This is a genomic window from Plantactinospora sp. B24E8 (genome assembly GCF_039871735.1).
GTDB lineage: Bacteria > Actinomycetota > Actinomycetes > Mycobacteriales > Micromonosporaceae > Plantactinospora.
Genome location: NZ_JBDPMH010000004.1, coordinates 323,232 through 343,325 on the forward strand (window position 1 = coordinate 323,232; position 20,094 = coordinate 343,325).

17 protein-coding genes are annotated in these 20,094 nt (G+C 72.7%); 8 read left to right on the forward strand and 9 right to left on the reverse strand.

The annotated features are described in order from the left end of the window. Positions 1-62 precede the first annotated feature (62 nt). The gene (locus tag ABGB21_RS09630) at positions 63-1,034 is read right to left on the reverse strand and encodes an NUDIX domain-containing protein (RefSeq protein WP_347677375.1); all 972 of its coding nucleotides are present in this window, start codon (positions 1,032-1,034) and stop codon (positions 63-65) included. 170 nt (positions 1,035-1,204) lie between these two features. Between ABGB21_RS09630 and ABGB21_RS09635 the strand changes: the two genes are divergently transcribed. Continuing rightward, positions 1,205-1,543 (forward strand): PspC domain-containing protein, encoded by a 339-nt coding sequence (locus ABGB21_RS09635; RefSeq protein WP_347653388.1) that lies wholly within the window; start codon positions 1,205-1,207, stop codon positions 1,541-1,543. A 6-nt stretch (positions 1,544-1,549) separates the two neighbouring features. Here ABGB21_RS09635 and guaA read toward each other — a convergent pair whose 3' ends face one another. Beyond that, complete coding sequence (gene guaA, locus ABGB21_RS09640) at positions 1,550-3,103, reverse strand: glutamine-hydrolyzing GMP synthase (RefSeq protein ID WP_347653387.1); 1,554 nt, start codon at positions 3,101-3,103, stop codon at positions 1,550-1,552. A gap of 64 nt (positions 3,104-3,167) precedes the next feature. After that, positions 3,168-4,817 (reverse strand): GMC family oxidoreductase, encoded by a 1,650-nt coding sequence (locus ABGB21_RS09645; protein WP_347653386.1) that lies wholly within the window; start codon positions 4,815-4,817, stop codon positions 3,168-3,170. A 244-nt stretch (positions 4,818-5,061) separates the two neighbouring features. Here ABGB21_RS09645 and ABGB21_RS09650 point away from each other — a divergent pair, with 244 nt between their 5' ends. Together ABGB21_RS09650 and ABGB21_RS09655 are read left to right on the forward strand one after the other, a co-directional pair. Continuing rightward, positions 5,062-6,141: an LCP family protein gene (locus ABGB21_RS09650; protein WP_347653385.1), complete on the forward strand. Its 1,080-nt coding sequence runs from the start codon at positions 5,062-5,064 to the stop codon at positions 6,139-6,141. A gap of 351 nt (positions 6,142-6,492) precedes the next feature. Then, positions 6,493-6,807, forward strand: a complete 315-nt coding sequence (locus ABGB21_RS09655; protein WP_347653384.1) for a barstar family protein — start codon at positions 6,493-6,495, stop codon at positions 6,805-6,807. A 159-nt stretch (positions 6,808-6,966) separates the two neighbouring features. On the opposite strand, the gene ABGB21_RS09660 is transcribed toward ABGB21_RS09655, so the two are convergent. Further along, a complete protein-coding gene (locus tag ABGB21_RS09660) occupies positions 6,967-7,488 on the reverse strand; it encodes a pyridoxamine 5'-phosphate oxidase family protein (RefSeq protein WP_347653383.1) in 522 nt (173 codons plus the stop codon). 98 nt (positions 7,489-7,586) lie between these two features. Here ABGB21_RS09660 and ABGB21_RS09665 point away from each other — a divergent pair, with 98 nt between their 5' ends. Continuing rightward, on the forward strand, positions 7,587-8,777 hold the full coding sequence (locus ABGB21_RS09665; RefSeq protein WP_347653382.1) for a D-arabinono-1,4-lactone oxidase: 1,191 nt from the start codon (positions 7,587-7,589) through the stop codon (positions 8,775-8,777). Further along, the gene (locus tag ABGB21_RS09670; RefSeq protein WP_347653381.1) at positions 8,774-9,187 is read left to right on the forward strand and encodes a sensory rhodopsin transducer; all 414 of its coding nucleotides are present in this window, start codon (positions 8,774-8,776) and stop codon (positions 9,185-9,187) included. Before ABGB21_RS09665 ends, ABGB21_RS09670 begins: the two co-directional genes overlap by 4 nt. A gap of 24 nt (positions 9,188-9,211) precedes the next feature. Here the strand turns inward: ABGB21_RS09670 and ABGB21_RS09675 are convergent, their stop codons facing one another. From ABGB21_RS09675 to guaB, 3 genes are all read right to left on the reverse strand, one after another. After that, the gene (locus ABGB21_RS09675; protein ID WP_347653422.1) at positions 9,212-10,489 is read right to left on the reverse strand and encodes a M1 family metallopeptidase; all 1,278 of its coding nucleotides are present in this window, start codon (positions 10,487-10,489) and stop codon (positions 9,212-9,214) included. Between the two features lie 167 nt (positions 10,490-10,656). Beyond that, positions 10,657-11,775, reverse strand: coding sequence for a GuaB3 family IMP dehydrogenase-related protein (locus ABGB21_RS09680; RefSeq protein WP_347653380.1), 1,119 nt, complete (start codon positions 11,773-11,775; stop codon positions 10,657-10,659). Positions 11,776-11,837: 62 nt separating this feature from the next. Continuing rightward, positions 11,838-13,400 carry an IMP dehydrogenase gene (guaB, locus tag ABGB21_RS09685; RefSeq protein WP_347653421.1) on the reverse strand — a complete coding sequence of 521 codons (1,563 nt, stop codon included), beginning with the start codon at positions 13,398-13,400 and terminating at the stop codon, positions 11,838-11,840. A gap of 271 nt (positions 13,401-13,671) precedes the next feature. On the opposite strand from guaB, the gene ABGB21_RS09690 reads away from it, so the two are divergent. After that, positions 13,672-14,079, forward strand: coding sequence for a DUF5319 domain-containing protein (locus tag ABGB21_RS09690; RefSeq protein WP_347653379.1), 408 nt, complete (start codon positions 13,672-13,674; stop codon positions 14,077-14,079). A 103-nt stretch (positions 14,080-14,182) separates the two neighbouring features. On the opposite strand, the gene ABGB21_RS09695 is transcribed toward ABGB21_RS09690, so the two are convergent. Continuing rightward, positions 14,183-15,295: a LuxR C-terminal-related transcriptional regulator gene (locus ABGB21_RS09695; protein ID WP_347653378.1), complete on the reverse strand. Its 1,113-nt coding sequence runs from the start codon at positions 15,293-15,295 to the stop codon at positions 14,183-14,185. A gap of 261 nt (positions 15,296-15,556) precedes the next feature. Here ABGB21_RS09695 and ABGB21_RS09700 point away from each other — a divergent pair, with 261 nt between their 5' ends. Both ABGB21_RS09700 and ABGB21_RS09705 read left to right on the forward strand, forming a co-directional pair. Then, on the forward strand, positions 15,557-15,937 hold the full coding sequence (locus tag ABGB21_RS09700; protein ID WP_347653377.1) for a WhiB family transcriptional regulator: 381 nt from the start codon (positions 15,557-15,559) through the stop codon (positions 15,935-15,937). Between the two features lie 168 nt (positions 15,938-16,105). Beyond that, positions 16,106-18,304: a choice-of-anchor J domain-containing protein gene (locus tag ABGB21_RS09705; RefSeq protein ID WP_347653376.1), complete on the forward strand. Its 2,199-nt coding sequence runs from the start codon at positions 16,106-16,108 to the stop codon at positions 18,302-18,304. 80 nt (positions 18,305-18,384) lie between these two features. On the opposite strand, the gene ABGB21_RS09710 is transcribed toward ABGB21_RS09705, so the two are convergent. After that, positions 18,385-19,926 carry a molybdopterin-dependent oxidoreductase gene (locus ABGB21_RS09710; RefSeq protein ID WP_347677448.1) on the reverse strand — a complete coding sequence of 514 codons (1,542 nt, stop codon included), beginning with the start codon at positions 19,924-19,926 and terminating at the stop codon, positions 18,385-18,387. Positions 19,927-20,094 lie beyond the last annotated feature (168 nt).

The following is a 20,094-nucleotide window of genomic DNA, read 5'->3' on the forward strand; positions in this document are numbered from 1 at the left end:
GGCGGGACCGGTGACGCCCGGGTCCGCCCCGACCGGGCGGACGGTGGCCGGGCCGGCGCCGGTCAGCCGGCCCGGGCGGGCTGGGGACGCAGCACCTGGGCGGCCCGGACCGCCTCGGCGGTGACCTCGGTGAGACGCTCCGGAGGCAGCGCCTCCAACTCCTCCGGCCCGAACCAGCGGGCCTCCGAGGTGGAGCCGCCGACGTCACCGACGACCGGCGGTGCCGGACGGTCGACCACCACCCGGTAGAAGGCGCGTACGCCGTGCCAGTCGATCGGGTAGCCCTCGGGGCCCAGCGAGGCGGCGTCCCGGTGGCTCGCCACCCCGATCAGTTCGACCAGTCGGCCGCGTTGACCGGTCTCCTCGACGAGTTCCCGGATCAGCGCGGCGCCCGGCTGCTCGCCGTAGTCCGTACCGCCGCCGGGCAGATGCCAGCAGCCCGCCCCGGGATAACCGTCGGCGACCCGGGTCAGCAGCACCCGGCCGTCGGGGTCGGTGGCGACCGCGTACGCCGCGAACCGCTGGGCCCGGTGCAGTCCGTCCGGACCGGGCACCGCGTGGAACGACGGGAACTCGGGTGCCTCCTCCGGGTGCAGGTCGACCGGTCCGCTCGGCAGGCCCAGTGCCCGGGCCGTGAACGGCCGCAACAGCAGCTTTCCGGCCTCCTCCAGGGTGTGCCACCGGGCCAGGTCGGTCGGCTGGCCGACCCGGTCGCAGAGCGTCCCGCCCCGGACGGAGACCCGGTACAGCAGCCGGTCGGTGTGGATGGTGACGCCCCGGTGCGGCAGCGACCGCATGTCGGCGAGGACGTCGTGCAGCCCGGATACGGCGACGGAGAGGCCGGTCTCCGCGGCTGTTTCGCGGACCACCGTGTGGTTCGGGTCCTCGCCGTGGTCGACGGCACCGCCGGGCAGCGACCATACGCCGGGCGTTCCGGACCGGGACGAGGCCCGGACCAGTAGCACCCGACCAGTTGACTCGGCGCACATCGCGTACGCCGCGATCCTGCGGATCGGTTCCAGCGCGGGGGTCACGGATCCGAATTCTCCCTTGATCATCTGAGTGCCCGGGGAAAAGAGTCGGATTCCTGACAGTAGACCGACACGCCGGCGGAGTAACGGCCCCAGCGGGTCAGGGGGCGCTCAGGGTCGGGATCCGGGCGGTCACCGAGGACGGCGACGGCCGGCGGACGGACCGTGGAGACATGACCCAGACACCGCCCACCCAGCCCCCGTACCGGCAGCTCCGTCGACCGACCACGGACCGGATGGTCGCCGGCGTCGCCAGCGGCCTCGGCCGTTACCTGAACGTCGACCCGACCCTGGTCCGGGTGATCTTCGCCGCGCTGGTCATCTTCACCGGCGGCTTCGCGCTGCTGGCGTACCCGGTCCTCTGGTTCCTGATGCCGGAGGAGCCGGCCGGCGCGCCTGCCTGGCCGCACCCGCCGGCGGGCGGCGCGCACCCGGCCTGGCCGCACCAGCCGGCGGGCGGCGCGCACCCGACCCCGGCCACCCCACCGGACGGGCCGACCTACTCCGGCTGAACGCCGTCACTCCCACTCGATGGTGCCCGGGGGCTTGCTCGTCACGTCGAGCACCACCCGGTTCACCTCGGCCACCTCGTTGGTGATCCGGGTGGAGATCCGGGCGATCACGTCGTACGGCAACCGGGACCAGTCCGCGGTCATCGCGTCGGAACTGGAGACCGGCCGGAGTACGACCGGGTGGCCGTACGTCCGGCCGTCGCCCTGCACCCCGACGCTGCGCACGTCGGCCAGCAGCACCACCGGGAACTGCCAGACGTCCCGGTCCAGGCCGGCCGCGGTGAGCTCCTCCCGGGCGATCAGGTCGGCGGCCCGGAGCAGGTCGAGCCGCTCCCGGTCCACCGCACCGATGATCCGGATGGCCAGCCCCGGCCCGGGGAACGGGTGCCGCCAGACCATCGCCTCGGGCAGCCCGAGAGCCAGGCCGAGCTGGCGCACCTCGTCCTTGAAGAGCGTGCGCAGCGGCTCCACCAGGGCGAACTTCAGGTCCTCGGGCAGACCGCCGACGTTGTGGTGGGACTTGATGTTGGCGGTGCCGGTGCCGCCGCCGGACTCCACCACGTCCGGGTAGAGCGTGCCCTGGACCAGGAACTCGACGTCCCCGGCGGCGGCGACCTCACGGGCCGCCGCCTCGAAGACCCGGATGAACTCCCGGCCGATGATCTTGCGCTTCTGTTCCGGGTCGGTCACCCCGGCCAACGCGCCGAGGAAGCGCTCCTCGGCGTCGACCACCTTCAGCTTGATCCCGGTGGCCGCGACGTAGTCCTGCTCCACCTGCTCGGCCTCGCCGGCGCGCAGCAGACCGTGGTCGACGAAGACACAGGTGAGCTGGTCACCGACCGCCTTGTGGACCAGCGCGGCGGCGACCGCCGAGTCGACCCCGCCGGAGAGGGCGCAGATGACCTCCTTGTCACCGACGGCGGCCCGGATCTGCGCCACCTGCTCGTCGATGATGTTCTCCGGCGTCCAGGTCGGCGCGATGCCGGCGACGTCGTAGAGGAAGCGCTCCAGCATCCGCTGGCCGTACGCGGTGTGCTCGACCTCCGGGTGGAACTGGGTGCCGGCCCGACGGCCGGCGAGGTCCTCGAACGCGGCGACCGGCGCACCCGCCGACTCGGCGGTCACGGTGAACCCGGCCGGCGCGGCGGTCACACAGTCACCGTGGCTCATCCAGACGGACAACTCGTCGGGAAGCTCGCGGAACAGGACAGTCTCGTCGCCACGGGGGCGGAGGTTCGTGCCGCCGTACTCCCGGCCGCCGGTGTGCTCGACCGTGCCGCCGAGCGCCTGGGCCATCGCCTGGAAGCCGTAGCAGATCCCGAAGACCGGCACGCCGGCGTCGAAGAGCTTCGGGTCGACCTGGGGGGCGCCGGGCGCGTAGACGCTGGCCGGACCGCCGGAGAGGATGATCGCGGCCGGATCCTTCGCGAGCATCTCGGCCACCGGCATCGAATGCGGGACGATCTCCGAGTAGACCCTGGCCTCCCGTACCCGACGGGCGATGAGCTGGGCGTACTGGGCTCCGAAGTCCACCACCAGGACCGGGCGCGGCGTGTTCATGTGTACGAAGCCTACCCAGCGTCGGTCGGGGTGCGGAAACCGCCGTGGCGGGTGTGGCAGGACGTCACAGCTGGGGTGGGCGGGGATCGGGGTCGCCGCGTTTCGGCCAGTGCGCGAGCGCCCGCTCGGCCAGGGCTGCGATGGTCAGCGACGGGTTCGCCCCGAGGTTCGCGCAGACCGCCGACCCGTCCAGCACGTGCAGGCCCGGATGCCCGAAGACCCGGTGGTACGGGTCGACCACCCCGTCGTCCGGGGTGGCCCCGAGCACCGCCCCGCCGAGCAGGTGGGCGGTGATCGCCACGCCGAACGGCTGGGTCAGCGGCCCGCCCGGAACCCCGCCGATCTCCTCGGCGAGCAGCCGGGCGGCCCGGTTCGCGGCCGGCAGCCAGCTCGGGTTCGGCGCGCCGTGCCCCTGGCTGGTCGCCAGCCGTTCCCGGCCCCACCGGGTACGCCGGTAGTGCACCGTCACCGAGTTGTCGAGCGACTGCATGACCAGGGCGATCACGCTGCGCCGGGACCAGTTCCGGACCGACCACGGCGGCAGGTAGCCGAGCGGGCGACGGGCCAGCGCGGCCAGCCAGCGGCGCCGTTGCCCCGGACCGCCGTCGACCAGCGCGGTGAGCAGCAGTCCCATCGCGTTCGCGCCCGGGCCGTACCGGACCGGTTCGACGTGGGTCCGCGGGTCGGGGTGGAAGGAACTGGTGATCGCCGCCCCCTCGGTGAAGTCGACGGCGCCCCGGCGGGCCGTCCCGTTGGGTACGGCGGCGCCGACGATCGCCTCCGAGTTGGTCCGGGTGAGCACGCCGAGCCGGGACGAGATGTTCGGCAGCGCCCCGGTCGCCCGCATCCGGTGCAGCAGCCGCTGGGTGCCGACCGTGCCGGCCGCGAAGACCACCTGTCCGGCGGCGATCACCCGCCGTCGCCGTACCGGCCAGGCGCCGGTGCGTACCGTCTCGACGTGGTAGCCGTCGCCGGACGGCGCGGGCCGGACGGCGACCGCGGTGGTCAGCGGCAGGATCTGCACCCCGAGCCGTTCGGCCAGCCAGAGGTAGTTCTTCACCAGGCTGTTCTTGGCGCCGTGCCGGCAGCCGGTCAGGCAGGCGCCGCAGTGCAGGCAGCCGGTACGGTCCGGTCCGGCGCCGCCGAAGTACGGGTCGGGAACCCGCTCCCCCGGTCGACCGAGGTGGATCCCGACCGGGGTGGGCCGGAAGCTGTCCCCGACCCCCATCCGGTCCGCCACCGCCCGCATCGCCCGGTCCGCCGCGGTGTCGATCGGGTACGTCGTCACGCCGAGCATCCGTTTCGCGGTCGCGTAGTGCGGGGCGAGTTCGGTCCGCCAGTCGGCGATGTCCCTCCACTGGGGATCGTCGTAGAACTCGGGCAGTGGCTCGTAGAGGGTGTTGGCGTAGACCAGTGACCCGCCGCCGACCCCGGCACCGTGCAGTGCCAGTACCCGGGCCGGGGCACCCGAACCCGCCCGACGACCGGCCGACCGGAGCAGGGTGAGCCGCTGGATGCCGTAGCAGCCGAGCGCGGGTGCCCACAGGTACCGGCGCAGCCGCCACGAGGTCTTCGGCAGTTCGTGGTCGGCGAACCGTCGGCCCGCCTCCAGGACGGCGACCGAGTAGCCCTTCTCGGCCAGCCGCAGCGCGGCCACGGCGCCGCCGAAGCCGGAGCCGATGACCACCACGTCGTACCCGGTGGCGTTGCCCATGTCGGCCATCATTGGCCGATCGGTCCCTGTCGCGCCAGAGGCCAGTCGGTGATCATCTCCTGCGGCCGTACGGCCGCACCGTCTTGTCGGTGCAACGCAAACGTGTGCCGGAACGTCTTGAGTTACACGGCCGGTCCTGGCAGACCGCCGGTGCCGAAGGGAAGTGGGACGGGTGGCGGGCAACGGGGGAACCAACGGCGGGAAGGCTTCCGGCAGACCGGGCCGTCGACACCGGACCGTCTGGGTGGGGGCGACCGTGGCGGTCGTGGTGCTCCTGGCCGGCGGGGCGTACGCCGCCACCCGGCAGTGGGGTGGCGGGACGGCACCGACGGCCGGGCCGGGCACCCCGTCGCCGAGTGCCGCACCGATTCCGACCCCCACCCCGACGCCGACCCCGGAACCGGGCGCGGACCTCACCGGCCCGCTGAACCTGCTGCTGGTCGGGGTGGACACCCGGGTCAGCGTGCCGGGTTGGGAACCGCACGCCGACGCGGTGCTGATCCTGCACGTCACCCGGACCCTGGACCAGGCGTACCTGTTCGCGCTCCCCCGTGACCTGGTGGTGCAGATCCCGGCGTTCCGCAAGGCGAACTTCCCCGGCGAGCGGACCAAACTGACCCACGCGATGAGCTACGGCAGTCGGGTACCGGGTAAGGAGAAGGAGCCGAGCACCGAGCAGGGTTACGAACTGTTGGCCCGTACGGTCGGCGACTACACCGGCATCAAGCGGTTCGACGCCGGCGCGGTGCTGACCTTCGGCGGTTTCGACAACCTGGTCGACGCGCTCGGCGGGGTCGAGCTCTACATCGACCAGCGGGTGGTGTCCCGGCACCGGGAACCGGACGGCACCCACCGTGAACTGCGCGGCGGCGGCTACGTCGGCCCGCAGATGGTGTACGAGAAGGGCACCCGGAAGCTGAACGGCTGGCAGGCGCTGGACTACGCCCGGCAGCGTTACACCGAAGGCGGCGGGTACGCCCGACAGCGACACCAGCAGCAGCTGATCAAGGCCCTGGTCGGGAAGATCCTCGACCAGAACCTGGCCCGCGACCAGGCCCGGCTGACCCAGGTGGTGACCGCGCTGGACGACGCGCTCACCTTCCAGGGCAACGGCCGCGAGATCGTCGAGTTCGGGTACGCCCTCAGCCGACTGCGGCCGGAGGCGATCACCCTGGTCGACCTGCCCGGCGGTGGGCTCGGCACCGGCAGCGCGTACCGGGGTGAACAGCTCACCACGACGAGCCGGAAATTCATCTCGGAGCTGCGCGCCGGCCGGGCCGCCGAGTTCCTGGCCGACAACCCGAAGCTGGTCGTCAAACGGTGAGCCTCGAGAAGGGACGGCTGGCGGACCCGTCGACCCAGCGGTGGAGCTGGGACCAGGAGGTTCCGCCGCGTTACCTGCTGGTGGACGAGTACCGCGACGACGCACCGGTGCTCCTGGGCCTCTGTGCGCAGATCGATGGTCTGTTCGTCGAGCCGGAGCCGCCACCGGAGCCCGAGCACTACACCCTGCTCGGCTGTGAACCGGCCGGGCCGGTGCGCACCGCGTTGGCCGGGGTCGGCACCGACGACGCCTGGCTGGGCAACATCGTGGTCGACCCGATCCACCACCCCGACCGGCCGGCACCGCCGGACTGTCAGGACTACGGCGCCGGGTGCCCATCGTTCTCACGACTTGGACCGTCCCCCTGGGCGGACGTACCACCTCGACGGACGGTACGTCAGCAACGTGGAGGGCTTCTACTGCGCGATCGGAGAGGCGGTCAACGGCCCCGGCGGATACTTCGGCTACAACCTGGACGCGCTGGACGGCTGTCTGCGCGGCGGGTGGGGCGCCGGGCGGCCGTTCCGGTTGGTCTGGAACCACTCGGCGGTGGCCCGGACACATGTGGCCCCCGGCTACGACCGTCGGGATCACCATCCGGCGATCACCCTGGATGACCTGCTCGGCCTGCTGGACGAGTACGGCGTCAAGGTCGAACTGCGCTGAGCCGAAACCGGGGCGTTGTCTCGCCTGGCCGACGGCCGACGGTGTGTTCTGCCGACCGGAAGCACGTGTCGGCGTGGCGATATGCCGCAGAGTCATTTTTATGCCTCAGAGTCATATCGTCGACCGGGCTGACGCCTCCGACCTCGGCAGGTGACACGGCTACGGTTCGTCGGGACGGGTCCAGAACTGACGCGGGGCGTAGCCGTCGCGACGGAGCCAGTGTTCGGTGTAGACGATCCGTTCGGCGTCCACCACGACCAGCGGCCCGGCCGGTGGCTCGGCCAGGTCGCGGGAGCGTTCGACGTGGTCGGCCTGCCAGCGGTACGCCGGCCAGTAGTGCGCGAACTCCTCGTGGTCGGCGGTCAGCACCCGGGCCCGGCCGAAGAGCTGGGCACCGCGGCTGCTCGCCTGGCCGACCAGCGGGGCGAAGACCCCCAGCGACACCCGTGGGTCGGCGGCGATGTTGCGCATCTTCGGCGACGACGCCTCGGCGGTGAACAGCAGCGCGAAGTCGAGGTGGAAGTAGCGGACCGGGGTGGCCAGCGGACCGTCCGGGCCGCCGGTCGCCAGCACACACATGTTCTGTGACGACAGCAGGTTGAGGATCCGTTCCTCGAGGCGTTCGCGGGACAGTCGCCGCTTCGGTGCCGGGCCGGCCAGCCAGGGGTTTGTCACGGGCATGAGACATCCTGGCAGCCGGCCCCGGCAATCGGACAGCCAGGGCGCGGTTTCGCCTCCGGGGACCGGGGTAACCGCCGCCGACGGCGGAGGTGGACGAGATGCCCGGGGAGTGGCGCAACTGGTCGGGCAGTCTGCGCTTCGTTCCCGGCGGCTACGTCGTACCGGAGAGCGAGGACGAGGTCCGGGCGCTGGTCCACCGGGCCCGGGAGGACGGCACCACCATCCGGCCGGTCGGGTCGGGGCACTCCTCCAGCCCGCTGGTCCGTACCGACGGCCTCCTGCTCGACCTGCGCCGGCTCGCCGGCCTCCTCGACGAGGACCACCACCGCCGGCAGGCAACCGTCGGGGCCGGCAGCCAACTGCGGGACCTCGGCGAACGGCTGTACGACGCCGGGCTGGCCATGGACAACCTCGGCGACATCGACCTGCAGACGATCGCCGGCGCCACCGCCACCGGCACCCACGGCACCGGGCTGCAATTCGGCAACCTCTCCACCCAGGTCGCCGGTGCCCGGCTGGTCACCGGCACCGGCGAGGTGCTGGAGATCTCCGCCGACCGCAACCCCGAACTGCTGCCCGCCGTCCGGCTCTCCCTCGGCGTACTCGGCGTGCTCACCCGGATCACGCTGCGGCTCACCCCGGTCTACGAACTGCGCCGCCGCACCTGGTGCGCCGACCTGGACTGGACCCTCGACCACCTGGCGCAGCTGCAACGGGAGAACCGGAACATGGACTTCTACTGGTATCCGCGCAGCGACCTGACCCAGGTCCGGACCCTGAACCTGGTCGGCGAGGAGCCGCAGCTGCGTCCACCCGGGCCGTACCGGCAGGACGTCACCGGATCCAGCCACCGGAACATTCCCCGACACCGGGACCTGCGGTTCGAGGAGATCGAGTACATGCTCCCGTCGACGGAGTTCCGGGCCTGCTTCGCCGAACTCCGTCAGCGGATCAGGGAACGGCACCGCCGGTACGTCGGCTGGCGGGTGCTGGTCCGGACCGTGGCGGCGGACGACATCCCGCTCAGCAACGCGTACGGCCGGGCCACCACCACCATCGCCTGCCTGCAGAACACGTCACTGCCGCACGACGAGTACTTCGCCGACGTGGAGACGGTCCTGCGGCGACACGGCGGCCGCCCGCACTGGGGCAAGAAGCACTCGCTGACCGCGGCCGAACTCCGGCCGCTCTATCCGGGCTGGGACGCCTTCGGCCGGATCCGCCGCCGGCTCGACCCGGACGGGGTTTTCCTCACCCCGGACCTGGCCCGGCTGTTGGAGCCGGCGTGACCACCGCCAACGGCCGCCCACCCGCCCCCTCCGGCCCGCACCCCGGGCACCGGGTCTGGGTGGTGCCCGCCGGCCGGATCCCGTTTCCCAGCAACGGCCCGGAGCCGGCCTTCACCAGCTTCGACGAGCTCTGTGTGCTGAACGCGACGGACGAGCCCGCCGACCTCACCCTGACCATCTACTACGAGGACCGGGAACCGGTCGGGCCGTACCGGGTGGACGTGCCGGCCCGACGGATCCGGCATGTCCGGTTCAACGACCTGATCGATCCCGAGGCGCTGGTGCTGGACCGGCCGTTCGGCTGTGTGCTGCGGTCGAACACCCCGGTGGTGGTGCAGTTCGGCCGCCAGGACACCCGGCTGCCGGGTGCGCTGGCGATCACCACCACCCTGGCGTACCCGGCCGGCTAGGTCGGACGGGCCCGACCACCGCCGCTATCCGGCGGGCAGCGGCGGCGCGGTGGTGCCGGTCAGCCAGGCGTCGAAAAGGTCGTCCAACTGCCGCCCGGAGACCTGTTCGGCGTACCCGACGAACTCGGCGGTGTCGGCGTTGCCGTCCCGCTTGTGCTCCGTCCAACCGCGCAGGATCCGGAAGAACGTCTCGTCGCCGACGGTACGCCGCAACGCGTGCACGGTCAGCGCCCCGCGTTTGTAGACCGCCCGGCCGAACAGTCCCGCCCGTCCCGGGTCCAGCGCCGGCTGGCTCCAGTCCGTGGCGGCGTACTCCTGCTCGAAGGCCGACCGCACGGATTCGCCGCCGTCGTGTTCGGTCCAGAGCCACTCGGCATAACTGGCGAAGCCCTCGTTCAGCCAGAGGTCGGCCCAGCTCCGGACCGAGACACTGTCCCCGAACCACTGGTGGGCGATCTCGTGCGCCACCACCGTCGGGTTCGGCGCGCTGGTGAAGAACGCCGGACCGTAGACCGGTCGGGACTGGGTCTCCAGGGCGTACCCGATCCGGTCGTCGTCGACGGCGATCCCGCCGTACGCCTCGAACGGGTACGGCCCGAACAGGCCGGCGAGAAAGTCGGCGATCTCACCGGTCCGGGCAAGCGAACGTTCCGCCGGACCGCCGCGCGGCAGGCCCGCCGCGACCGCGGTGACCAGCGGCCGGCCGCCGTGGCTGCCGCTGTTCACCCGGTAGCGCCCGATCACCAGCGTGGTCAGGTAGCTCGCCATCGGCGACCGCTCGGACCAGCGCCAGGTCGTCCAGCCGTCGGCCGCCGACCGCTCGCCCGGCACGCCGTTGCTGAGCGCGGCGAGCCCGTCCGGGACGGTGACCTCGAGCTGGTACGTCGCCTTGTCCAGCGGGTGGTCGTTGACCGGGAACCAGGTGCTCGCCGCCTCCGGCTGGCCGAGCGCGATCGCCCCGTCCCGGGTGTGCAGCAGGCCGCCGGTGCCGAGGTCGGAGCTGTCGATCAGGGCGGGTCGACCGGCGTAGCCGACCCGGACGGTGAACCGCTTCCCGGTCGGCAGCCCGGCCGCCGGGGTGACCACGAGTTCGGCGCCGTCCCGGCTGTGGGCGGCCTCGACGTCGTCGACCCGTACCGACGACACGGTCAGCCCGGCCAGGTCCAGGTTGAACCGGGACAGGTTCTGGGTGGCGGTCGCCTCGATGGTCGCCTCGCCGTCGAGCTGGTCGGTCGCCGGGTCGTACCGGAGTTTGAGCTGGTAGCCGGCCACGTCGTAGCCGCCGTTACCGGCCGTCGGCAGGTACGGGTCACCGAGGCCGGCCGCCCCGGGACGGTACGCGTCGGCATGGTCCGGGCCGGACCGGCGGCTGCCGGTGCAGCCGCCGGTCGAGACCGCCAACAGCGTCGCGACCAGCGCGCCGGCCAGCGTACGTCGGGTTGTCGTCACCACCGGTTCAACGACCGTGGTCAGCGGTCGAGGACCAGGCCGACCTTCTGGAACTCCTTCAGGTCCCGGTAGCCGCACTTGGCCATCGCCCGGCGCAGCCCGCCGAAGAGGTTGAGCTGCCCCTCCGGGTCGTCGGCCGGGCCGAAGAGCAGCTGCTCCATCGAGCCGAGCGGCTCGCCGGCCACCCCGTACGCGCCCCGGGGCAGCTTCGGGTGGCTGGCCGCCGGGTGCCACCAGGCTCCGGCGGCCGGCGCCTCGTCGCAGAGCGAGAGCGGTTCGCCGAGCATCACCGCGTCCGCGCCACAGCCGAGCGCCTTGGCGATGTCGCCGGAGGTCTGCAGGTCGCCGTCGGCGATCAGGTGCACGTACCGGCCACCGGTCTCGTCGAGGTAGTCGCGGCGGGCCGCCGCCGCGTCGGCGATCGCGGTCGCCATCGGCACCCGGATGCCGAGCACCGACTCGGTGGTGGAGAAGTCGTCACCGCCGAGGCCGACGATGACCCCGGCCGCGCCGGTCCGCATCAGGTGCAGCGCGGTCTTGTAGTCGGTGCAGCCGCCGACGACAACCGGCAGGTCGAGGTCGGCGATGAACTCCTTGAGGTTCAGCGGCTCGTCGGTGGTCGAGACGTGCTCGGCGGAGACGATGGTGCCCTGGATGACCAGGATGTCGACGCCGGCGTCGAGGATGACCGGGGCGAGCGCGAGGGTGTGCTGCGGGGAGACCCGGACGGCGACCGTACCGCCGCCCTCCCGCATCTGCCGGACCCGCTCGGCGATCAGCTCCGGGCGGATCGGCTCGGCGTACACCTCCTGCAGGCGGCGGGTGGCGGCCCGCCCCTCCTCCAGGTTCGCCAGCTCCTCGAGGATCTTGGTCGGGTCCTCGTAGCGGGTCCAGAGCCCCTCGACGTTCAGCACGCCGAGGCCGCCGAGCCGGCCGAGGGCGATCGCCGAGGAGGGGCTCATGGTCGCGTCCGACGGGTGCCCCACGCAGGGAATCCCGAACTGGTACGCGTCGAGCTGCCAGGCGGTGGAGACGTCGTCGACATCCCGGGTACGGCGGCTCGGCACGATCGCGATGTCGTCCAGGTGGTAGCCGCGCTGCGCGGTCTTGCCCAGCCCGATCTCGACCACGTCACGCATGGGTCACTCCAGGGTTGAAGGGGGTGTAGGCGGTGCGGGGGCGCCGTGGAGGGGTTGGCGGGTCAGCGGGTGTGGTAGTTCGGCGCCTCGACCGTCATCTGGATGTCGTGCGGGTGGCTCTCCTTGAGACCGGCGGCGGTGATCCGGATCAGCTGGCCACGGCGGTGCAGCTCGGGCACGGTCTCCGCGCCGACGTACCCCATGGCCAGCCGCAGCCCGCCGATGAGCTGGTGGGCGACCCGGGCGAGCGGCCCCCGGTACGGCACCTGGCCCTCGACGCCCTCCGGCACCAGCTTCTCCTCGCTGGTCACGTCGTCCTGGAAGTAACGGTCCTTGGAGTAGGAGCGGGCCTGCCCACGCGACTGCATCGCGCCCAGCGAACCCATCCCCCGGTACGCCTTGTACTGCTTGCCGTTGATGAACATCAGCTCGCCGGGGCTCTCCTCGGAGCCGGCGAGCAGGCTGCCCAGCATCACCGTGTCGGCACCGGCGACCAGGGCCTTGGCGATGTCGCCCGAGTACTGGATGCCGCCGTCGCCGATCACCGGCACCCCGGCCGGGCGGGCGGCCCGGGCCGCCTCCATGATCGCGGTGATCTGCGGTACGCCGACCCCGGCGACGACCCGGGTGGTGCAGATGGCGCCCGGCCCGACCCCGACCTTGACCGCGTCGGCGCCGGCGTCGACCAGGGCCTTCGCCCCGGCGTACGTCGCCACGTTGCCGCCGATCACGTCGACCGTGGTGTCCTTCTTCAGCCGGCCGACCATCTCCAGCACGGCCCGCTGGTGCCCGTGCGCGGTGTCCACGATCAGCACGTCCACCCCGGCCTCGACCAGGGCCCGGGCCCGCTTGTACGCGTCCTCGCCGACCCCGACGGCGGCGGCGACCCGCAGCCGGCCGGCGTCGTCCTTGGTGGCCAGCGGGTACTGCTCGCTCTTGGCGAAGTCCTTGACGGTGATCAGACCGCGCAGCCGGTTGTCGGCGTCGACGATCGGCAGTTTCTCGACCTTGTGCCGACGCAGCAGGTCCAGGGCCTCTTCCTTGGTCACCCCGACCCGCGCGGTGATCAACGGCATCCGGGTCATGATCTCGCGGACCGGGGTGTTGACGTCGGTGACGAACCGCATGTCCCGGTTGGTCACGATGCCGACCAGGGTGCCCTCGGCGTCGGTGACCGGCACCCCGGAGATGCGGTAGCGCCCGCAGAGCGCGTCGACGTCCCGCAGGGTGTCGTCCGGGCCGCAGGTGACCGGGTGGGTGACCATGCCGGCCTCGGAGCGCTTCACCAGGTCGACCTGGAGCGCCTGGTCCTCGATCGAGAGGTTGCGGTGCAGGACGCCGATGCCGCCCTGCCGGGCCATCGCGATCGCCATCCGCGCCTCGGTCACGGTGTCCATCGGGCTGGAGACCAGCGGGATGGCGAGGCTGACGTTACGGCTGAGCCGGGTGATGGTGTTCACCCGGCTCGGGATGATCTCGGACTCGCCGGGCTGCAGCAGCACGTCGTCGAAGGTCAACCCGAGCGGCACCACCCGGGCGGAACCGGCGGGCAGTTCCGGCATGTGCCCGGTGAGCTGCTCGGCGTCGGCACCCAGCGGAAGGTCGTTGGTGGGTCGGTTCTCCACGATGTGTCCCCTGCGGCTGTCGGTGTGGGCGGTCTGCTGGTCGTGTGGGCGATCCGCGCCGGCGACCCGTCGACGTCGTACCGGTCGAACCGGCGGGGTCGTCGGACGGGTCACGTCGGCACCGCGGGGCGCGTCAGCGCCCCGCCCAGGCTGGCGACGCGATGGTTCATCGTACCCACTGGCCGGTCCGACCGGCGTGGGCGCGGCCGGGGCGGCGGTACAGGCCACAACGGGTGACCACGCCGACGGGTGTGGGGACTACGGTGGAGGGGTGCACGAGGAGCCGATCGACCCGTTCAACGGTGACCCCGCCGATCCCTCCGCCGGCCTGAGCGACCCGGCCGAGGAGGCCGAACTCGACCCGCTCACCGAGGTCGAGCGCCAGGACGTCCTGGAGGACCTCGCCGACCTGGAAATTTACCAGGCGCTGCTGGGTCCGGTCGGGGTACGCGGCCTCGTGATCGAGTGTGAGGACTGCCGCGAGCCGCACTACTTCGACTGGGACCTGCTCCGGGGCAACCTGCGCCACCTGCTCAACTCGGGCCGGCCCCGGGTGCACGAGCCGGCGTACGACCCCGACCCGGACCACTATGTCACCTGGGAGTACGCCCGGGGCTACGCCGACGGGGTGCACGACACCCTGACCGAGGCCGCCGACGAGAGCGACGCCGAGCCGTGACCGGCCGCCGGCCCTGACGTCCGCTGACCGGACCCCGCCCGGCCGATCCGCCGTCCGGCCGACCGACCCCGCCGGTCGCACCCGGCCGGGTACGACCGGGGGCTCAGGCGACCAGCCCGGCCCGGAAGCCGGCCGCCACGGCGTGCGCCCGGTCCCGGGCGCCGAGCTTGCGGAACAGTCGACGGGCGTGGGTCTTGACGGTGTCCTCGGAGACGAACAGCTCCCGCCCGATCTCCGCGTTGCTCTTGCCGTCGGCCATCCCGACCAGCACCTGCATCTCCCGTTCGGTGAGCAGCGGGCGCCGGGGTGGCGCGACCCGGTCCGGTTCGGGACGGCCGGGCTCCCCGGTGCGGGAGTCGGCGCCGCCCGGACCGCCACGTCCCCGGGGATCCGGGGCCGCCCGTCCGGCCGGCTCGGCCCCCGTCGGGGCGCCGCCGGTCGGCGCGACCCCACCGGGCAGTGTCGGCCCGGAAGCGGCCGGATCAGCCGCACTGTCCGGATCGTCCCCACGTTGCGCCGGCACCATCGCCGGCCCGGTCGACTCGCCCGGAATACCCCCGGGGCCGCCACGCGGTCCCTCGTCGGTGCCGGGCCGGTCGGCGGTGTTCCCGGGACCGGCAGTGCCCGGCGGAACGGACCCACCCGGGCCGAGCGGATCCGGGGCGGTGCCCGGGGCCCGCAGCACGCTGCCGATCCGGTGACCGCTCGCCGCGGCACCGCCGCCCTGGCCGGCTTCGCCGGGGCGACCCGGTCCGGCCGCCCCGGGCACACCGGCGCTGCCCGCCGGCAGGGCGCCGCCGGCCACGCCCGCGCCGGCGGCCGGTGGCCCGCCGGGCCGTCCGGCCCGGCCGGTGGTGCCGAGCAGCAGGATGGCCTTGGCCACCACACTGACCAGGTCGTTGTCGCCGCCCTGGATCAGCCCTCGGGCCCCGGCGGCGATCGCCGCCGCGGCCGCGGCCGGCTCCTCCGTCCCGAGCAGCAGGATCGCCGCTCCGGGTGAGCGGGCCAGGACCCGCCGGGTGAATCCGACGCTGTCCGGGCGGGTGAGGGCGGTGTCGGCGAGCACCACGTCCACCGGACGTTCGGCGAGCCGCAGCATCGCCTCGGGATCGGACACCGCGGTACGGACCGCCGAGGCGACCCCGAGCCGGGCTGCCGCGGCCGCGACGTTCTGCGCGGCGAGCGGGGTCCGGACGCAGACAAGCACGGTACGCACGCTGCTTCCCTCCTCTCCGCAACGAGGAGACCACGGCAACGAATGATCATGATGAGTTTCCACGGATGAACCACAAACTTTTTGGACGATTCGCCCCACGGGGCGCGACTGGGGGAAGAACTTCGCGATCAGTTACGTGTGAGCCGTCGACGGGCGGGGTACCGGGAGGCCCTAGGTCGGATCGGTGCGCCTGCGCGGCCCGCCGCCCGGACTCCGACCCGGCTGTGTTGTCACGCGGTGCCGCGCGGAGGGAGGGTGCTGATGTCGAACGTACGCAGGCTGCCTGGGCCGATCGTCGATCTCTGGGACTGGCAGCGCCTCGGCGCCTGCCGGGGACGCGACACCGCCCAGTTCTTCCACCCGGACGGCGAGCGGGGATCGTCGCGCAGCCGTCGGGAGGCCGGCGCCAAGGCGGTCTGCGGGACCTGCCCGGTCCGCGCCGAGTGCGCCGCGCACGCCCTGACGGTACGGGAGCCGTACGGCGTCTGGGGCGGGTTCAGCGAGTCCGAGCGGCTCCGGTTGCTCGCCGTCGGCTGGGAGGATCTGGCCGACCGCCGGCGCAGCCGGGTCGACGTCGGCCGCCTGGAGGCCCGGCTGGGCCGCCCGTTCCGGTCCACCGTGCCGGAGCAGCGCTCGGCCTGACCGGTCGCCGGCATCTCACCGTGTCTTCGTGGCCCCGTCAACCGGCGGGGCCACGGGCGTTCGGTTATCTTCCGCACCTTTCGTCGTAACGCCATGGTGATCAACTGGCCATAAGATCAACTTGTCCGACCCGGTACGCGAACCGGGTCATGGCCAGGAGGAACACCCTTGACGACACGACAACGCGTCCTGGCGGCGACCGGTGCGATGACCCTCGTACCCGGTCTCGCCCTGATCGCCGTACCGACGTCGGCCGGTGCGGCGCCCACCCCGGCGGCGACCGTCCGGCCGGCCTCCCCCGGCGAACCGCGGATGGGGCTGACCAGCGACAAGTTCACCTTCGACGGCAAGACGCTCGACCAGCGGGCGTACGCCCCGCAGCGCAACGCCCGCCGGGCCAGCGTCGCCGTCGAGACCCCGCCGGTCGGCACGGTCCGCTCGTGGCCGGCCCGCGACGACACCGACGGCTCGCTGTACCTGAAGAACTACACGCTCCGGGCGATCGGCCAGAAGATCGAGGTCTGGGTCGCGGAGGACCTCGCCTTCCCCGAGGGCGACTGCCGCAACGCCGTCCCGGGCACCACCGAGGTCACCGACGCCCAGGTCACGTCGCTGGTCACCGAGTTCGACACGAACATGTACCCGAAGGAGACCGCGGCCTTCAGCACGCCGCCGGACCGGGACGGCACCAACGCCCTGATCGCCGGCGACTTCACCGGGTACGGCGACCGGACCGTCACCCTGGTCGACAACGTGCGGGACGACAACTTCTACGACTTCCCCGCCGCCAGCTCGTACATCGCCGGCTTCTTCTCCAGCCAGCTGAACGAGTACTTCGACCGCAACATCATGACGATCGACGCGTTCGACTGGGCGCACCGCACCGGTGCCGCGCCGGCCGACGAGCCGACGAGCGACCCGTGCACCAGCCGCCCCGCCCGGCCGCACAGCTACGAGGGCACCTTCGCCCACGAGTGGCAGCACCTGCTGCAGTACTACACCGACCCGGCCGAGACCGCCTGGATCAACGAGGGCCTCTCCGACTACGCCCAGACGCTGGTCGGCTACGTCGACGGCACCAAGACGGTCGAGGAGTACGGCTACGACGGCCACCTCGCCTGCTTCCAGGGCTTCGGCACGGTGAAGACGCCGTACAACCCGAACCCGCGGGACTGCGGCGGGCCGGAGAACTCGCTGACCCTGTGGGGCGAGTCGCCGAACCCGACCGCGGTGCTGGCCGACTACGGCAACGCGTACGAGTTCATGCTCTACCTGAAGGACCGGTTCGGCGCCGACATCCTCACCCAGCTGCACCGCGACGGTGAGCGGCAGGGCCTGGCCAGTGTGGCCGCGCTGCTCAAGCCCAAGGGCGAGAAGCACATCGACGAGTTCCTGCACGACTACCAGACGATGGTGCTGACCGACCGGATCGTCGGCAACAGCCGGCTCGGGATCACCCTCGGCACCAGCAAGAAGAAGGTCACCTCGGCGAGCCTCAACTCGACGGTGAACCTGGCCAACCCGGCCGCCTACGCCACCCCCGGCGCGGCCCCGAACGGCGCCGACTACCTGCCGCTGTTCGACGCCAAGGGCCAGGTGCTGAAGGGCTCCGACCTGCGGTCGCTGAAGTTCACCGGCGACAGGACGCTGCCGCCCGTACCGCTGGCCTGGACCGTCACCAGCGACGACCCGGACCGGCCCGGCAACCCGGTGCTCTTCTCCGGCAACGAGAACAACACCGACGCCAGCGCGGTCGTGAAGGTGACCGTGCCGACCGCCGACCCGACCCTGACCTTCGCCGCCAAGTACGGCGCCGAGGCGGGCTACGACTACGGCTACGTGATCGTCTCCACCGACGGCGGCACCACGTACACCGCGATCCCCGGTGACCGGACCGTCGACGGGCCGCGTGGTCCCGCCCTCAACGGCACCACCAACGGGTTCGAGACGCACCGGTTCGACCTCTCGGCGTACGCCGGCACGTCGATCCTGCTCGGCTTCCAGTACGTCAGCGACGGCGGCGTCAACGAGGGCGGCTGGAAGATCGACGACATCGCCGTCGGCGGCACCACGCTCAGCGACGGCGCCAGCCTCACCCCGTTCGACTCGATCACCGAGGTCAAGCCGACCACGGTGGCGGGCTGGAACCTGCGGCTGATCGGCATCGACGCGAAGCACTCGATCGTGCTGCAGCGTGACTACAGCACCAAGAACGGCGTCAAGCTGGGCCTGCTCGAACTGGCCCCGCTGCTGCTCTTCCCGCAGGTCGTCGCGATCGTCTCGTACGACGAGCCGACCGAGCAGGTCGGGCAGTTCGCGCCGTACACCCTGACGGTGAACGGCGTGACCCAGCCGGGCGGCCGCTGAGCACACCAGGACGGGCCCCTTCCCGTCGCCGGACGACAGCCGGTGACGTGGAAGGGGCCCTTCCGTATCCGCTGATCAGGTCAGCGGACCGTCACCTGGACGGTGTGCCAGCCGGTGGCCCCGTCGGGGTCGACCGGACGCCGCTGCCCGGTCTGCACCGCGCCGGTGGCGTCGGTGGCCCGTACCTGGAGGGTGTGGTCGCCCGGGGTCGCGGTCCAGCGCCACGACCACTGCACCCAGGTGTCGGTGGAGACCGTGGTGGCCAGCGTCGCCGGCTGCCAGTCCCCGTCGTCGACCCGTACCTCCACCCGCTGGATGCCGGTGTGCTGCGCCCAGGCGACCCCGGCGACGGTGACCGGGCCGGCGGTCACCGGCCGGCCGCCACGGGGGGTGTCGATCCGGGACTGGGTCTTGATCGGTCCCTGCGCCGACCAGCCCCGGGGCACCCAGTACGCGTCGAAGTCGGCGAAGCTGGTCAGCTCCAGTTCCACCACCCACTTGCAGGCGGAGACGTAGCCGTACAGGCCGGGCACCACGACCCGGACCGGGAAGCCGTGCTCGATCGGCAGCGGCTCGCCGTTCATGCCGACCGCCAGCATCGCGTCCCGGCCGTCGGTGAGCACCGAGGTCGGACTGCCGCAGGTCCAGCCGTCGACGGAGCGCCCCACCACCTGGTCCGCGCCGTCCAGCGGTCCCGCCTCGGCGAGCAGCGGACCGAGCGGTACGCCGAGCCAGCGGGCGTTGCCGATCAGGTCGCCGCCGACCTCGTTCGAGACGCAGGCCAGGGTGATGTGCCGTTCGATCATCGGGCGGGCGAGCAGGTCGGCGTAGCTGAGCGTGATCGGGTTGCGGACCCGACCGTGGATCCGCAGCCGCCACCGTTCCGGATCCACCTGCGGTACGGCCAGCGCGGTGTCGATCCGGTAGAAGTCCCGGTTCGGCGTGACGTACGACGACAGTTGCGGCACGCCCAGTTCGGCGCCGGGCGGCACCGGCGGGGCCGGGCTGGCCGGGGCGGGCAGTCGTACCGCCGAGCGGGCCTCGGTGACCCCGCGCCGGGTGGCGGCCCAACGCCCGCCGAAGCCGGCGACCGCCGCCGCCCCGAGGGCGTATCCGACGCCGGTCAGGAACCGCCGCCGCCCCTCCCGGTCCACGCCGGCCGCGGCAGGCCGGTCGGTCGGAGCCCGGCCCGGCGGAGTCTCGCCGTTCGGGGTCCGGAGCAGCGGGGCGCCGAGCGGGCCGGCGAGGAGGAGTCGGAGCAGTCCGGCGGCCAGGGCGGCGCCGATCAGTGCGGGCAGTACGGCGGCCGGGCCGGCGCCGGGTCGGGTCAGCGCCGCCACCGCACCGAGTACGGCGAAGGCCCCGACGCCGGCGTACCCGAGCCGCAGGGAGCGGATCGCGACCAGCCCGATCAGTGCCGCGAACCCGCCGAGGAGCACGGCGGTGCCGATCAGCAGGGCGATCTTGTCGTAGACGTAGAAGACGTCGGTGGCGAACTGTTTGAGGGGTGCGGGGGCGAGGTCGACCACGGCGCCGCCGACCGCGACCAGCGGCGCGGAACGCGGGCCGGTCAGTACCGCCACCGCCTCGGCGCTGCCGACCGCCACGGCGGCGCTGGTCACCCCGGCCAGGGCGGCGAACCATCCCGCCCCGGATGGCCGCGATCCGGACGACGGTCGTCCCGACGCCGGCGGCCCGGAGCCTGCCGGCTGCTGAGGCGACGGCTCGGTGCTGTCGGGGTCCTGCCCCGAGGTGGTGCTCACCGCACCAGTGTCGCCGGCCGACCGATC